At 67.1% G+C, this 15060-nt stretch carries 16 protein-coding genes; 9 read left to right on the top strand and 7 right to left on the bottom strand.

Going from position 1 to position 15060, the window contains the following annotated elements:
- From EB084_07810 to EB084_07835, 6 genes are all read right to left on the bottom strand, one after another.
- Positions 1–227, bottom strand: a 227-nt coding sequence (locus EB084_07810) for a hypothetical protein (GenBank protein ID NDD28155.1), incomplete at its 3' end; no start/stop codon positions are given.
- Complete coding sequence (locus EB084_07815) at positions 206–1705, bottom strand: polyamine aminopropyltransferase (GenBank protein ID NDD28156.1); 1500 nt, start codon at positions 1703–1705, stop codon at positions 206–208. The genes EB084_07810 and EB084_07815, both read right to left, overlap by 22 nt.
- A gap of 18 nt (positions 1706–1723) precedes the next feature.
- Complete coding sequence (locus EB084_07820; GenBank protein NDD28157.1) at positions 1724–1945, bottom strand: DUF350 domain-containing protein; 222 nt, start codon at positions 1943–1945, stop codon at positions 1724–1726.
- 3 nt (positions 1946–1948) lie between these two features.
- Positions 1949–2128: a hypothetical protein gene (locus tag EB084_07825; protein NDD28158.1), complete on the bottom strand. Its 180-nt coding sequence runs from the start codon at positions 2126–2128 to the stop codon at positions 1949–1951.
- 29 nt (positions 2129–2157) lie between these two features.
- Complete coding sequence (locus EB084_07830) at positions 2158–3483, bottom strand: DUF4178 domain-containing protein (GenBank protein ID NDD28159.1); 1326 nt, start codon at positions 3481–3483, stop codon at positions 2158–2160.
- Positions 3471–4106 (bottom strand): DUF4178 domain-containing protein, encoded by a 636-nt coding sequence (locus EB084_07835; GenBank protein NDD28160.1) that lies wholly within the window; start codon positions 4104–4106, stop codon positions 3471–3473. The genes EB084_07830 and EB084_07835 overlap by 13 nt, the downstream gene beginning before the upstream one ends.
- A gap of 108 nt (positions 4107–4214) precedes the next feature.
- Between EB084_07835 and EB084_07840 the strand changes: the two genes are divergently transcribed.
- The 9 genes from EB084_07840 to EB084_07880 all read left to right on the top strand — a co-directional run bounded on the left by EB084_07840 (position 4215) and on the right by EB084_07880 (position 14710).
- Entirely contained in the window at positions 4215–4994 is a 780-nt protein-coding gene (locus tag EB084_07840; GenBank protein ID NDD28161.1) for a hypothetical protein, read from the top strand.
- A complete protein-coding gene (locus EB084_07845; protein ID NDD28162.1) occupies positions 4954–5148 on the top strand; it encodes a hypothetical protein in 195 nt (64 codons plus the stop codon). The genes EB084_07840 and EB084_07845 overlap by 41 nt, the downstream gene beginning before the upstream one ends.
- A 717-nt stretch (positions 5149–5865) precedes the next feature.
- The gene (locus EB084_07850) at positions 5866–7716 is read left to right on the top strand and encodes an ABC transporter substrate-binding protein (GenBank protein NDD28163.1); all 1851 of its coding nucleotides are present in this window, start codon (positions 5866–5868) and stop codon (positions 7714–7716) included.
- A 116-nt stretch (positions 7717–7832) separates the two neighbouring features.
- A complete protein-coding gene (locus tag EB084_07855) occupies positions 7833–8750 on the top strand; it encodes an ABC transporter permease (protein ID NDD28164.1) in 918 nt (305 codons plus the stop codon).
- The gene (locus EB084_07860; GenBank protein NDD28165.1) at positions 8747–9676 is read left to right on the top strand and encodes an ABC transporter permease; all 930 of its coding nucleotides are present in this window, start codon (positions 8747–8749) and stop codon (positions 9674–9676) included. The genes EB084_07855 and EB084_07860 overlap by 4 nt, the downstream gene beginning before the upstream one ends.
- Complete coding sequence (locus tag EB084_07865; GenBank protein ID NDD28166.1) at positions 9673–10755, top strand: ABC transporter ATP-binding protein; 1083 nt, start codon at positions 9673–9675, stop codon at positions 10753–10755. The genes EB084_07860 and EB084_07865 overlap by 4 nt, the downstream gene beginning before the upstream one ends.
- Positions 10752–11516 carry an ABC transporter ATP-binding protein gene (locus EB084_07870; GenBank protein ID NDD28167.1) on the top strand — a complete coding sequence of 255 codons (765 nt, stop codon included), beginning with the start codon at positions 10752–10754 and terminating at the stop codon, positions 11514–11516. Before EB084_07865 ends, EB084_07870 begins: the two co-directional genes overlap by 4 nt.
- Entirely contained in the window at positions 11516–12859 is a 1344-nt protein-coding gene (locus EB084_07875; protein NDD28168.1) for an MATE family efflux transporter, read from the top strand. Before EB084_07870 ends, EB084_07875 begins: the two co-directional genes overlap by 1 nt.
- 69 nt (positions 12860–12928) lie before the next feature.
- Positions 12929–14710, top strand: coding sequence for a hypothetical protein (locus EB084_07880; protein ID NDD28169.1), 1782 nt, complete (start codon positions 12929–12931; stop codon positions 14708–14710).
- 25 nt (positions 14711–14735) lie between these two features.
- On the opposite strand, the gene EB084_07885 is transcribed toward EB084_07880, so the two are convergent.
- A partial coding sequence (locus tag EB084_07885) for a hypothetical protein (GenBank protein NDD28170.1) occupies positions 14736–15060 on the bottom strand: 325 nt, incomplete at its 5' end.

Genomic DNA, 15060 nt, shown 5'->3' on the forward strand with positions numbered 1-15060 from the left:
GCGCTGGCGGGCGTTCGCAGGGCATGGCCCCGTGTGGCATCGGGACCCACGATTGCGCCGGTGATCCGGGCCACCGCCGCCGCGTCGAGGGAGTGGGCGCCCCCCGTCGCAGGCGAGCACGCGGGCAGGAAGGCCCCCGCCGCAAGCGCCGCGCATCCGGTCCCCGCCGCGCCGAGGAGCGCGCGGCGGGTGAGACGCGGCTCGGTCACTGGACCACCTGATGCCAGTCCTGGTCGTAGTAGTGGACCAGGATCTGGTTGTCGAGGCGATTCACCTCGACCGGGAGCGGCTTCATGTCAGACGCGAACTCGAACATCGCTCTCGTCGTCTCGGGGGTGAGGAATCGCAGGCCGCTGGGGAAGCGGGAGGCCACCGGCGTCGGCGCATCTCCTCCTAGCACGAAGCCCCACTCGCCGAAGGCGGGCACGTAGACGTGATAGGGGGTGATGGCGAGACCCGCCTGGCGCATGGTCTCGGCGATGCACCAGTACGAGCGTCGGGCGAACAGGGGAGAGGTGCTCTGCACCACCACCCGACCGCCGGGCGCCAGAACGTTCTTGAGCCGATGGTAGAAGGCCGTGGTGTAGAGCTTGCCCACCGAGAAGTTGCTCGGATCGGGGAAGTCGACGATGATGAAGTCGAACCGCTCGCTGGCGTGCTGCCCCAGCCAGACGAAGGCATCGGCATTGGTCACATGCACCTTGGGCGACAGCAGCGATCGGCCGTTCAGCGCGGTGAGCATCGAGTTCGTCGAGAAGAGCCGCGTCATCTCGGGGTCGAGGTCGACGTGGGTCACCGACGCGACCCGATCGTCCTTCAGCACCTCCCGGATCGCCATGCCATCGCCTCCGCCGAGAACAAGAACGCGATGCGGCGCTGCCACGGCGGAGAGCCCCGGATGAACCAGGGCCTCGTGGTAGCGGTACTCGTCTTGTGAAGAGAACTGCAGATGACCGCTCAGAAAGAGGCGCACGTCGCTGTGGCGGCGGGTGAGCACGATGCGCTGGTAGGGGCTCGAGCGCGCCATGATCACGTCGTCGGCGTATAGCCCTTGCTCGGTGAACGAGACGATCTGGCTCGAGAAGGCGAAGGCCGCGACCAGCATCAGCAGCGCGCCGATGCACTGGGCGCGCAGCAGGCGGGCGCGCGGGAGATCGCTGGCGAACACGTAGGTGCCCCACAGCGCCACGGCCACGTTGAGAAGTCCGAACAGCAGCGCCGAGCGGATGAGCCCCAGCTTCGGCACCAGCACCAGCGGGAACATGATCGAGGCCACCAGCGCCCCGAGGTAGTCGAGGCTCAGCACCTCCGAGACCAGGTGGCTGAACTCGAAGCGCTTCTCGAGGATGCGCAGCAGCAGCGGGATCTCGAGCCCCACCAGAACCCCGATGATGCCCACCACCACGTAGAGCAGCAGCTGGAAGCCCCAGCCCTGACCGAACGCGATGAACAGCAGCGTGGTCGAGAACCCGCCCATCAGGCCCACCATGGTCTCGACCTGCACGAAGCGCGCCACCAGGTCGCGGGTGATGTAGCGTGAGATGTACGACCCCACGCCCATCGAGAACATGTAGGCGCCGATGACCGTCGAGAACTGGGTCACGCTGTCGCCCAGCAGGTAGCTGGCCACGGTGCCGGCCAGCAGCTCGTACACGAGGCCGCACGTGGCGATGACGAAGACCGAGACCAGCAGTGCGGCTGTCACGCGCTCTCGATACCCTCGTCAGCCGTGCAGCGCGGCGGCGATGATGATTGAGACCCCGAGCGAGAATGCGCCGACGATGATGGCGAGGGCCACATTCTCCTTCTCGTTGATCTCCTTCCAGAGGTCGTAGGGTGTGAGCCAGTCGATGACCATGAACCCCAGGCACAGGATGGCCAGGCCGAGAATCGAGAAGATGCCGGTGTTGACGAGGTTCTTGACCAGCAGCGCGGTGTCGATCATGGGCTATTTCCCTCCACTGTAGTGGGTGTAGTGCGAGTAGACAGAGCGATACGACCCCGGGTTGTCGCGCACGGATCGCGGAACGCCCTTCAGGCGTTCGGTGGGAGACGGCGACCAGCCGTACCAGTGCGCCCACGACAGCAGCATCATCAGCATCAGGGCGAGGGTGTGATAGATACGCAAGCAGTTCTCCTTTCGTGTTGCCGAGGCGGTCAGGGGGTGGCGTTGGCGTCGGCCATGTCCCTGAGCCAGACGAAGGTCTGGAAGAGCAGGGTCAGCAGGAACAAGCCGCCCATGGCGTACCCGTAGAGGCTCCAGAGTGTCACGTCGCTGATGGCCTTGACCGTGTAGTCGAAGAGCTTCGGACCTGGGGTGGGCAGGCCAGGGTTGTAGGCTTCCGGCTGGCTGCCGGTTCCCGATTCCGGTTCGATGAACAATCGGTAGCTCCCGGGCGGGACGTGCGAGAAGGTGACTGAGCCGCTGGGGCTCCCCTCAACCCAGCGCTCACCGTCTTCGATACCCGTGTAGAAGCTGATGTCGACGTAGCCGTCGTAGGCGATGTCGCTGTCTTCGCTGAGCAGCGCCAGGTGGAAGCCGGCCCATCGGTTGTTCACGGTGGTATCCACCACGAGGTCGAGATCTGCCGCGGAGGAGCCTTGTATGGTGAACGGCGCGGTGACCATCGAGCGCTCTCGCGCGTTGGTCATGTATTCGTAGCTCGACTTGAACACATTCTGCGATTTCGAGCGCATGCTGAACCCGACGGTGAGAATGAGACCCAGCATTCCCCACATGAACAAGGCGGCCCACAGCGCGCAGCCCGTGAGCGCGCTGGGGCTTGAAGCAAGGGGGGGCTGGCTCGGTTTCTCCTCGGGGAGACGGAAGCTCTTGCGAACCTCGGTGGCACTGATGCGGGTTCCGGCCGACCACGCGATCTCGACGTCGCTGACCTCCGCCGACAGCAGCTTGTCGCCGCTCTTGTAGTCGGTGAGGTCGGCAAGCTGTCCCACGGCGACCTGCCAGTAGAACTCGCCCAGGGCGTAGTCGACCTGCGCTGTCGCGCTCTCAATGAAGGTGTAGCGCACGCCGAGGTGGGTCACGGAAGCGTGAGGCGGCGCGTCGGTGATGAGGGTGCCGTTCGGCGATGTGGGCAGGGCGTGGGTGACCTTCACCAGTGACCAGCCCTCTTCGCCCTCGACCAGCCATCGGTAGCCGTTGAACGGGTTGTAGAGCAGGTATTCCGACCAAGAGAAGCGCTCGCCGTCGTCTTCCACCGAGCGGCGCATGAAGCCGATGCACTCGAGCTTCTCGCCGCGCAGCGTGCCCCGGCTTCCCAGGGGGATGGTGGGTGCGTGCTTCGTTCGCTCGGTGTAGCGCCACAGAAGCTTGTAGTCAGGGTCGGTGAGATCGGTGGCCGAGTCGCAGTAGGCGCAGACGATGACCTGGGTCCGAGCCCCTCCGCGCAGCTCGAAGGGCGCGCCGCAATGACGGCAGCGCAGGGTGGCGGCCGAGGGCTGGCTCTTCGTCACGCGTTCCAGCCTTCGATCTCGCGCAGGTTGGCCAGGTGGAGCTGGTCGAACTCCACGTGCTCGCCCACGAACACCAGGGGCGGGTCTTCGCTGTAGTCGATGGTGGCGCCCTTGGCGGTGTCGCTCTTCAGGTCGACCACGGGTGCGTCGTACCCGCTGGTCTGCACGAACGGCAGGCTTCCCTGGCAGGCCACCACCCGCGCGCGCTGGGTCTCTGTCACCACGTACCGAACACCGCCGAGCGTCAGCGTTGCGCCGCGTCGCAGGTTCTCGAAGGGCGGCAGGTCAGGCGGGGTCTCGATGCGCGCGCTCATGAAGTACTCGCCCATGGCCTCGCCGATCCAGCCCTCGCGATCGCCACCGATGATCGCAAACCACTCGTTCCAGAGACCGGCGGGGTAGGCCACCTGGATGCGTCCCACGATCTCGAACCCGATCTTCTTGTGTCGGCCCGACGCGCCGATCTGCAACGGGCTGCCGTCTTCTTGGACGGCGGCCGTCTCTCCGATCTTCTCGACGTCGAGATCGCGCCGCACCAGCATCGAGCGGCAGGCGTCGCATACGACGTACCCCGTCGTCTGGGTGGCGAACTTCACGGGGGCTCCGCACGAGGGGCAGGAGAGGGTGAACATCGGCCTTTCGTTCCCGTCGGAAGGGCGCTTCCCCTCCCGCTCGCCACGAGCACCGGGTTGGCCGACCGTGACGAAGGAACCCCGGGAGCACACGCCAATACCCCTCCCATGAGCACCACGCCGACCTGTCTGGTCTTGTCGATGAACCTGCTGAACTGGGGCATGTACGGTCCGGTGGCCCCGGCCAAGGTGCGCGCAGTGGTCGACGTCGTTCGCGCTTCGCGGCCGCTCGTTCTGTGTCTCAGCGAGGTCGGTCCGGACGACGCTGTCGCACAGCTGACCGGCCCCCTGTCAGAGCAGGGCCTCGTGTATGAGGTCGCCTCTGTGGGCACCTCGAACAAGCGTGGCATCCGCAATGCCATCCTCACCCTTCGGGGGGTCGAGGTGCTCGAGCCGAAGCTGGCCATGCCGCTCGAGCTCACCATCCCGCCCATCGACCTCGAGAGCTTCCAGATGGGGGGAATGCGGCTGCGGCTGTCGCGCGAGCCCCTGGGCGTGCTCGTCCGCGCGCACGGCCTGGTGGTGGCGGTCGGGTTCTTCCACCCCAAGAGCAAGTACCTCGAAGACTTCCGCAACGGCGACGGGGTGTCGCAGGCCCCGCACCAGACCTTCCTGGGCCTCTGCAAGATGATGTCGTCGCTGCGCAACTTCGGGCAGTGCATGCTGGCGCGCGAGTTCGTCGATCGCTTCAGCGAGCTGAACCCGACGAAGGCTGAGTGGGGGGTGTCTGAACGAGACATCCGCTTCGTGCTGGCGGGAGACTGGAACGCCAATCCCCAGGAAGAGCAGCGGCAGGCGGACCCTCCTGCACGATGTCATCGGTGGCCTGTCCACCGATCTGGCCCAGGTGTGCACCATCCGCTGGGCCGGCAACCCGAGCAGCTTTGACGCCATCTATGTCGACGCGCGCACCCGCGAGCACACGTTCGCGCGCATCGTTCCCGTCGACCTCGTCGATCTCTTCGGTCTCCCGCCTGAGGAGCGCGACCGCGTGGAGAATGAGACCCTCGACCACTGCCCGGTAGGCCTGTTCCTCGAATGATGGGGGGGGCACGAAACAACGGTCCCCTTCGTGGTGTCGATCTAGACAGCCACTGTCAGTCCTGGAGGTATCGATGAGCCCTTTCTCTGTCTCCCGCCTGCTGGTCGTGCTGCTGTTCGTCGCGGGGTTCTGGGTCGTTTCGCCGGCAGCCTCGCCCCCGTCGTGGGCGGCCCCTGCGAAGTCGACCTACGCCGTGCTCATCGTGAGCGACAGCCGCGCCAAGGCGCAGCGCGTGAAGGAAGAGCAGATCGTCGAGCTCATCCACAAGAGCCTCGATGATCAGGGGCTGCCGCGTGAGGTGCTGCCCATTCTCACCTATCACACCAACCAGCCGGGCGAGCGCGCCTACTGCGAGAAGGCGCTGGGCATCAAGACCAGCGATCTGGTCTTCCTGGGGCTGGCCCAGCACAAGGACTTCGTGGTCAAGAAGGTGATGCTACGGGTGCCCAATGTCGTTGATCCGGTGAAGTCGGTGGGCACCCTCTTCGAACGGGCCGTGGCGGTGCTCTCGAAGATCGATCGCCCCACGTCCTCTCCCGCAGCCTCCACGAGTCCGGACATCCCCGAAATGCCCCCGCTGCCATCTTCCACGCCCCCCCCTGCTCCCTCGACCGGGGCCCGCATCCGCGTGGCGGTCATGTGCCACGGGGTGAACTCCTCGGGTCAGCCACTCGATCACAGCAGCGATTTCTCGGCCAGCGACACCTTCCACGTCTCGTGCGAGGTGAAGGGGCTGCGCTATGGCACGGTGCTCGAAGCGCGCTGGTACAGCGGAAAGTCGCTGCTCAACAAGGGGCGCCTCGTCTCGAACAAGGAGGGCGACTACTACGCCTGGTTCTCCATGGCGCCCACCGGCAGATGGAAGACCGGAACGTACAGGGTCGACCTCTATGTCGACGGAGAGCAGCAGGCCAGTCAGTTCTTCCGGGTGACCGGCGGCGATTGACCCGGCATCTCGGCAAGCAGCGGTTCAGGCGCGTGACCCGGCCGAGAGGCATCGGGTCACGTGTCTTGCTGGCGCTCACCATCTGCGCGTTCGCACTCGCCGCCGCTGGATGCCGCGGGCGCGGCCCCTCTCCCAATCTCGCGGGCAGCGCGCGCGAGGTGCTGGTTGTGGCGTGCGCGGTCGACGCGCTCTCCCTCGATCCGGCCGTGGCCTACGAGTTCGTGTCGGCCAACGTCGACCTCGATCTGTACGAGACGCTGCTGCGCTATGAGGGCAACGATTTCACCCGCCCCCGGCCGGGACTTGCGACCTCCTGGAAGGCTTCCGCGGACGGCTTGCGGTGGGTGTTCCGCCTGCGCAAGGAGGCGCGTTTCGCGTCGGGGGCGCCGGTCGATGCCGAGGCGGTGAAGTTCTCGCTCGACCGCACGCTCGACATGAAGATGGGGCCATCTGAGATTCTCTCTGACCTGCTCTCGCCCGATCGCATCCGGGTCATCGACGCGCACACCGTCGAGATGCGTCTCAAGCATCCATCGTCGTACTTTCTCTGCACCCTCTCCAACTCGGCGGCCGCCATCGTCGATCCGAAAGTGGTGCGCCAGCATCCCGCCAGCTGGATGACCGATCACTCGGCAGGGTCCGGGCCGTTCGTGCTCGAGCGCTGGGAGCGCGACGTCTCGATGGTGCTGACGCGAAACGAGCAGTACTGGGGAAGAAAGCCCCGCCTGCGGCGCGTCATCATCAAGGACGTGAAAGAGCCGAGCACGCAGGCCATGATGCTCGAGCGCGGCGACATCGACATGGCCTACGATCTCAGCCCGCTGCAGATCTCCGAGGCGCAGGCCGCCTCATCTCGGGTGCGCGTGGTCGAGGGGCCGTTCCTGCGCCTCTTCTACCTGGGCATGAACGTGCGATGCAAGCCGTTCGACAACCCGAAGGTGCGAGAGGCCGTGCGATGCGCCATCGACTACGACGGTCTGGTGCGCGACATGGCGCGGGGACACGCGCTTGCGTTGCAGGGGCCCATCATCAAGGGGCTGCTGGGCTATCAGCCAGCGCTCGGCACGGCGCGCCACGATCCAGTGCGGGCGCGTCGCCTGCTGGCCGACGCGGGGGTGGGAGAGGGCTTCGACACCACCCTGTACGCGAGCACCGGACCCACAGCGTTCGGCCCGAGTCGAGATGAGATCTGCGCCAAACTGCAGTCTGATCTGGCCGCGGTGGGGATTCGGGCCGAGGTGAAGATGCTCTCGAGCACGGCCTATCTCGATCTGTATCGGGGCAAGAAGACCGCGCTCAACATGGGTGACTGGGGGGCTGACTTCCCCGATGCGTTCAACTTCGCCCAGCCCTTCGGACACTCTCGAGGGCCGCTTGCCGCGCGCGTGCAGTTCGCCGACGCAACCCTCGACGGGCTCATCGACAGCGCGAGCGCTGAGCTCGATGATCGGCGCAGACGCGCCATGTACATCGCGATACAGAAGCGCCTCATGGCCATCGGACCGTGGGCCGTGCTGCTGCAGCCCACCCGCGCGCTCTTGATGCGGGCCGAGGTGCACGGGTTCGTGTATGAGGCCCTCTCCCCCATGGACTACGCGGGCGTCTGGAAGGGGGAACCGTGACGAAGCTGCAGCGCATCTTTGCGCGTCGCCTGGGGCTCGCCCTGTTCTTGCTGCTGGGCATCACGCTGGTGACCTTCCTGCTCTCGCACGTGGTGCCCGGCGATCCCGTGGCTACCATGCTGGGTGATCGCGGCAGCGAGGAGCAGATCGCCCGCATGCGCACGCAGATGGGGCTCGACCGTCCGCTGCCCGTGCAGTACGCCCGCTACCTCTGGGGGCTGCTGCACCTCGACATGGGAACCTCGATACGCACCCGACGCCCCGTGCTCGAAGATCTGGGAGACTACTTCCCGGCCACCTTCGAGCTGGCCACCTGCGCCTTGCTGATCTCGCTGGCGCTGGGCATCCCCCTGGGCGTGATCTCGGCATTGAAACGCGATGGTCCCGTCGACCACGGGGCTCGGGTGGTCGCGCTGCTCGGGGTCTCGATGCCGGTGTTCTGGCTTGCGCTGCTGCTGCTGGGGCTGTTCTACGGCCGCTGGGATCTGCTTCCGCCCGGGGGGCGCCTGAGCGACTTCACCCTGCCGCCTCGTCGCATCACCGGCCTCATGCTCGTCGACAGCATGATGGCTCTCGACCCCCATGCGTTCATCGACGCTGCGCGCCATCTCGTGCTGCCATCGGTCTGCCTTGCCTTCCTCACTACGGCCACGCTCGCCCGCAGCGTGCGGTCGCAGATGCTCGAGGTGCTCGGTCGCGACTACGTGCGCATGGCCCATTCCCTGGGGCTCGAGCACTGGCGTGTGGTCTGCGTCTATGCGCTCAAGAACGCGCTGCTGCCGGTGGTGACCCTCATCGGCCTCGCCTACGGGAGCCTGCTCTCCGGGGCCGTGCTCACCGAGACCGTCTTCTCGTGGCCCGGCATCGGCAAGTACGCGGTCGACAGCTCGGTGAGCCTCGATTTCCCCGCGCTGATGGGGGTCACGCTGCTCATCGCCACCGTGTACAGCCTGGTGAACCTGGCGGTCGATCTCGTGTACATCGCCGTCGACCCACGCGTGCGTGACGGTCTCGTGGGAGGCGGGGATCCATGAGTGCAACGGTCTCATCACCTCCTCCCGATGCGGCGCCGCGCGGGGGAGACGGGGGCGAGAAAGCCGCCGCCGCAACGGGTCTCGGCGCCCATGGCAGGGTGTCGGTCTGGCGGGCTGTTGCGCGCAACCCGCTGAGCGCGACGGGCCTCGGGGTCGTCGCGGCGTTTCTCGTGCTCGCGCTCATCGGCCCCTACATCACCCCGTATGATCCCATCGGTCAGAACCTGGCGCAGGCCTTCCAGGCGCCGTCGCGCGCGCACCTGTTTGGAACCGACAGCCTGGGTTGCGACGTGTTGAGCCGCGTGCTCGCGGGGGCGCGCTACTCGGTGCCCACGGGGTTCGTGGTCGTGGCCACGGCCGCGCTGGTGGGCATCTTCGTCGGCGCCCTGGCTGGTTTTCTGGGGGGGTGGGTCGATGAGATTCTCATGCGGGTCACCGATCTGTTCCTGGCATTCCCCGCCCTCGTGCTCGCCATGGCCATCGCCGGCGCCCTGGGGCCCAGCCTGCCGAACGCACTGGCGGCGCTGGCCATCACGTGGTGGCCGGCCTATGCGCGCCTCGTGCGGGCCGAGGTCCTGCGGGTGAAGCAGGCGCCGTTCGTCGAGGCGGCCAGAGCCCTCGGCGTGCCGCCCCGCGATGTGCTTGTCACCCACATCCTCCCGAACTGCCTCACGCCGGTGGTGGTGCAGGCTACCCTCGATCTCGGGGGGGTCATTCTCACCGCGTCGGCGCTCTCGTTCGTCGGTTTCGGCGCGCAGCCTCCGACGCCCGAGTGGGGGGCGATGATCAGCGCGGGGCGCACCTACATGGTGTCGTACCCGTGGATCGTGATCTTCCCGGGGGCCGCCGTGCTGCTCTGCGTGATGGGGTTCAACCTCGTGGGCGACGGGCTGCGCGACGCCCTCGATCCGGGAGCGCAGCCATGACCGCGTTGATCGATGTGGTGAACCTTCGCGTGTCGTTCGTGACGCGCGCTGAACCGCTGCGGGTGGTGCGGGGCGTCGATCTGCGGCTCGCCCGCGGCGAGGCGCTGGGCATCGTGGGCGAGACCGGCAGCGGCAAGACGGTCGCCACATCGGCCTTCACCGGTCTGCTCCCGCCAGCCGCGCGGGTGGAAGCCGACGCGCTCGCCTTCGACGGTCGTTCCCTGCTGCGCGATGGCATGCTCGACACGCGGGCGGTCGAGGCGCTGCGCGGGCGGGGCATCGGCATGATCTTTCAAGACCCGTCGAGCGCGATGAACCCGGTGTTCACCATCGGCGAGGTGATGGTCGACGTGCTCCGCCGACACGAGGGGCTGCGCTTCGATGTGGCGCGAACCCGCGCCCTCGAGCTGCTGGGACGGGTGGGGCTTCCGGAGCCGGGCGCCGTGTTCGGCGGATACCCGCATCGCTTGAGCGGTGGCATGAAGCAGCGCGCCGCCATCGCCACCGTGCTGGCCACCCGCCCGTCGCTGCTCATCGCCGATGAGCCCACGACGGCGCTCGATGCCACGGTGCAGGCGCAGGTGCTCGCGCTTCTCGCCGAGCTCCGGCGCGACAGCGGGGAGTCGCTCATCTTCATCAGCCACGATCTCGCCGTGGTGTCGCGGGTGTGTGATCGGGTGGCCGTGATGTATGCCGGTCGCATTGTCGAGGAGGGGGCGGTGGAGCAGCTCTATCGCGCACCAGCGCACCCGTACACCCGCGGCCTGTTCGCGGCGCGCCCCATGCTGCGACGCCCGTCGCGTCTCGACGAGGTGCAGGCGGTGGTGCGCGGGCGCGAGCGGCTGCCGCTGATGGCCATCCCTGGTGCTGTACCGCCGCTGTCGCAGCTGCCGCAGGGCTGCGCCTTCCATCCCCGTTGCCTGCTGGCCACGGCGCGCTGCGCCGCCGAGGTTCCCCCGCTGGCGCCGCTTCACCTCGCTGGAGAGAAGGCGACTGAGGTCGGAGACGACGCGCCAGGGGGCGCGATCGTCACGCGCGTGGCCTGCTTCCATCCCATGCGACCAGATGGAGAGAGCTGACCATGGCGTTGCTCGAGGTTCGTGATCTGGTGTTTCGTCATCCGGGCGCCCCGCGGCGCACCATCGATGGCGTGAGCCTCGATGTTGCCGCGGGTGAGACCGTGGCGCTCGTGGGCGAGTCGGGCTCTGGCAAGTCGACCTTCATTCGACTGGTGATGGGGCTGCTCACCCCCGTGAGCGGATCGGTGACCTTCGACGGGCGTCGCCTCGACACGCTCACTGAGGCCGAACGCCGTCCGCATCGGGTCGACATGGGCATGGTGTTCCAGGATCCGGCAGCCTCTCTCAACCCGCGTCGCACCGTGCAGCAGACGCTGGCCGAGCCGTTTCGCATTCATCGCCCCGACCTCTCGCCCGCCGACGTGGAGGCCGAGTCGCTGCATCTGCTCGACACCGTGGGGCTGGGCGCCGATCATCTGCATCGGTATCCCCAGGCGCTCAGCGGCGGCCAGCGCCAGCGCGTCTCCATCGCCCGCGCGCTCGCGGTGAAGCCGCGCATCGTGCTGCTCGACGAGCCGACCTCGGCCCTCGATGTGTCGGTGCAGGCCCAGATCCTCAACCTGCTGCTCGAGCTGCAGCGATCGCTGAGCCTCGCGTACCTGTTTGTGAGCCACGATCTCGCCGTGGTAGCCCACATGGCCGATCGCATCGGGGTCATGCAGGGCGGGCGGCTGGTGGAGTGCGCTGAGACACAGACGTTGCTCGCCACGCCCGGGAGCGCGTACACGAAGTCGCTGCTCGACGCGTTCACAGGCGCCTGATGTCGCTGCGGGCAGAGATGCGCGAGACCCTCCGGCTGGCCGGCCCGCTCGCGGGCGTGCAGATGCTCTCGATGGCCATGGTGTTCGTCGACAGCCTCTTCGTGGGTCGGGTGGGCCCGGACGCACTGGCCGCCATGTCGATGTCGGTCGGACTGCTGAGCCTCGTGGAGATCGTCTGCATCGGGCTGCTGTCGACCCTCACGGTCTTCGTGGCCCAGGAGGCGGGTGCGGGGAGGCCGCGCGCAGTGGCCCACACTGTGCGACGCGGTCTCGTCATGGCCTTTGCCCTGGGGGCTGCGGTGGTGGTGCTCTCGACACTCTCGCCCTGGGCGCTTCGCCTGCTGCATCAAGATGCGTCGCTCATTCCCCTCGCGCGTGACTTCCTGCTGGCGCTGTCGCTGGGGATGCCGGGAAAGCTCGCCTTCCTCGCGCTGCGAAACTTCTGCGAGGGGCTGTCAGACATCCGGCCGTCGGTCACGGTGGCGGCGGGCGCCGTGGCGTTGAACGCGGCGCTCGACTACGGGCTTGTGCTCGGCCGCCTCGGCTGCCCTCGTCTCGGGCTCGTGGGCTCTGGCATCGCGACGGCGATGTGCAGCTGGGGCATGTTCGTTGCGTTGTTCGTCTGGGTGCGACGGAGCCCCCGTTATGCGGCATACCGCATCTCTGGCGACGATGAGGACGATGGCCACTCGCTCGCAGAGATCGTGCGCGTCGGTCTGCCCTTCAGCGGAAGCCTGCTGGCCGAGATCGCGTTCTTTGCCTTTGCCTCGTTCGTGATGGGCAGCATCAGCGTGCAGGCCCAGGCGGCGCATCAGGTCGCCATCGGTGCCGTGTCGTTCCTCTTCATGATCCCCCTGGGCACATCGTTCGCGCTTACCATCCGGGTGAGTCGCGCGCGCGGCGCCGACGACGCGATGGGGGTGAGACGCGCGGTTCAGGCGGGTCTGCTCGTCACCGCGGCGATGCAGACCGTGTCTGCTTTGCTCTTCCTGCTCGCGCCCGATGTCGTGGTCTCGCTCTACACCCACGATGGGGCCATCGTTCCGCTGGCGACATCGCTGGTGCGCGTCGCGGCACTGTTTCAGCTCTTCGACGGCGTTCAGGTGGCGAGCATGGGCATTCTGCGTGGTCTCGTCGATGCCCAGGTGCCCCTCGTCATCACCACGTTTGCCTACTGGGCCGTGGGTGCGCCTGCCTCGCTCATCTGCGCGTTCTGGCTCGGATGTGGGCCGCAGGGGGTGTGGTACGGGTTCGTGGTCGGTCTCGGTCTGGCCGCCCTGCTGCTGCAGCTGCGGATCTGGAAGCGGCTTGGCGCATTGGCGGGCACGGGCGTCTCGACTTGAAGGAGCGGTTGTTTCGTGGTAGGCTGAGAGAGCGTCGGTGACGCGCATTCCCAGTGCGGGGAGGTCAGCATGGGCCAGCGCGATACGCGCGTCACACCGCAAGAGCGCGACGCATCGACGCTTCTGGGCCGCGCCGCGCCATCGCGCCGGCGCGCCTTCGGCCTGGCCGGCGCCCTCGCCGTGGTCGGGCTGGTCACCGCCATCGCCTTTGTCGTGGCGTCGGCGTCGGTGAGCCACCTGCAGCTCTCGAACCACGCGCTCAACGAGGCTCACGCCCAGGATGCCGCACGCTCGGCCATCTCCCTCGCCATCGCCCGCATGATGCGAACCTCCGATTACGGCACGGCGGCCGGTGCTGACCGCACCATCACGGTGCATCTCCCCGAGGCTCCAGAGAAGAGCGGGGCTTCGCTCACCTTCGATCCGGATCAGGCGAAGAAGCTCGGCGTCCCCCTCTCCACCAACAACCTGCTGGGCAAGACCTCGGTGGCCGTCCTCGACGGGCAGGTGGTGCCCACCCAGGCCGCGAGGCTCATCGCCGTGGGAACGTGCTGCGGCGTCACGCGTCAGGTCGAGGCCATGCTCCACATCCCCCCGTTCCCCTACGCGGCCTGCTGCGATGGCGCCATCGTCAGCGCTGGGGGGCTGCAGGTGGCCAGCCGCGACGCGAACACGCCACCAGACACGCCCATCTCGAAGATGAAGCCCGCCGACGTGCTGTGCAACGCCCAGGGCAAGAACGCCATCGCGCTGGGCCCCGACACCATCATCAACGGCGATCTGCGCGCGGGTGGGGGCATCTCCCTCGATCCGAACGGGGGCACCCGCGTGATGGGGCAGGTGCTGCAGAACCAGGCACGCCGCACGGTGCCTACGATCAAGGCCGAAGACTACGATCCCGGCACCGACGCGACCGAGCTGACCGCGACCTACACGAGTCCGCACTTCACGGGAAAGCTTCGTAGCACAGGCAACGTGACCATCTTGGGTGACACCACCCTCGACGGCGCGGTGCTCTATGTCAACGGTGATCTCACCATCAACGGCTCGCTCAAGGGTACGGGCATCATCGTCACCACCGGCAAGCTCAACATCGTCGGGCAGGCCGACATGGCGAGCGCTGACAAGGTGGCCGTGGTGGCGAAAGGCGATGTGCGCATCGAGGGGCGAGGGCAGAGCACCTCGCGCCTGCGGGGCGTGGTGTACACCGAGGGGAGCCTCGTGGCGCAGCAGCTTCGCCTCGAGGGGGCCCTGCTGTCGCACACCGAGGGGACGACCTCGCAGGTGCGCCTCGAACAGGCGTCGCTGCTGCGCGACCCCACCGCCAGCCGGGTCGAGGTGAGCGTGAAGACGCAGACCACGACGACCACGACCCTCTCAAAATCGAACTTTGACCTCGCCATCGGAGCGGACGGCAAGACCTACAATCACTGGCTTCTCTCACCTTTCGAGGTGCCAGACAATACGAGTCGTTACTACTGGCATCACCTCGGGGTGAACTGGAGCGGTACGACGGCCAACGTGACTCTGTGCAAGAACTCCGTTGCCCCAAACCAGCGCAACAGCTACATCAACGCGCGCGTGGGTGAAGTCTCATTGACGGCCGACGAGCTCAAGAATGGGGGGGGCAACGTCGACCGCATTCTCGGGGTGCTGAACGACCGGCTCCCGGGAAGCACCGACCCAACGACCTATGACCTGGCGTGGCTTCAGAAAAAGATGGGGCTCAGTGTTGAAACACGGGAAACGACAACCACAACAGGCGGACCCACCTCTGTCGTTACCGTCGACCCCAGTGAGCTCCTGCCCCTTTCCGACCGCGTGAGAATCGTACTCTGGCGCGAGCAGTGAGCCTCTTCATCACGCCATACGTCGCTCAGTAGAGCCCGCTGCGCAGATACACAAGTCGCTCGAGGTCGAAGCGCTCAGGCGGTTTCCCGTCGGGCGCGGGGGCTTCGAGGCTCAGGGTGACAAGCACGGTGGTGCCGCTTGCCGCGATGTCGAGCTGCTTCAAGAAGCGCGCCAGCTGTCGCTCTCGCCCATTGCGCGCCGCCGTCACATCACGCAGCTGGCTCGCCGTGGGAAACCAGAGCGCGCCCGCGGTGAAGCCGCCGAAGAGATCGGGGGGGGCAGGGGGCCAGGTCTTGCGCCAGAGGCACTGCTCGGCAGCGGTCCAGCTGTACACCACGAGCTGCGACTCG

This window comes from Pseudomonadota bacterium, from assembly GCA_010028905.1.
GTDB lineage: Bacteria > Vulcanimicrobiota > Xenobia > RGZZ01 > RGZZ01 > RGZZ01.

Bases quoted from the DNA above. Each gene is read 5' to 3' on its own strand.
- EB084_07860 (NDD28165.1), top strand. From the start codon at position 8,747: ATGAGTGCAACGGTCTCATCACCTCCTCCCGATGCGGCGCCGCGCGGG.
- EB084_07840 (NDD28161.1), top strand. From the start codon at position 4,215: ATGAGCACCACGCCGACCTGTCTGGTCTTGTCGATGAACCTGCTGAAC.
- EB084_07835 (NDD28160.1), bottom strand. From the start codon at position 4,106: ATGTTCACCCTCTCCTGCCCCTCGTGCGGAGCCCCCGTGAAGTTCGCC.
- EB084_07820 (NDD28157.1), bottom strand. From the start codon at position 1,945: ATGATCGACACCGCGCTGCTGGTCAAGAACCTCGTCAACACCGGCATC.
- EB084_07875 (NDD28168.1), top strand. From the start codon at position 11,516: ATGTCGCTGCGGGCAGAGATGCGCGAGACCCTCCGGCTGGCCGGCCCG.
- EB084_07865 (NDD28166.1), top strand. From the start codon at position 9,673: ATGACCGCGTTGATCGATGTGGTGAACCTTCGCGTGTCGTTCGTGACG.
- EB084_07855 (NDD28164.1), top strand. From the start codon at position 7,833: ATGCTGGGTGATCGCGGCAGCGAGGAGCAGATCGCCCGCATGCGCACG.
- EB084_07880 (NDD28169.1), top strand. From the start codon at position 12,929: ATGGGCCAGCGCGATACGCGCGTCACACCGCAAGAGCGCGACGCATCG.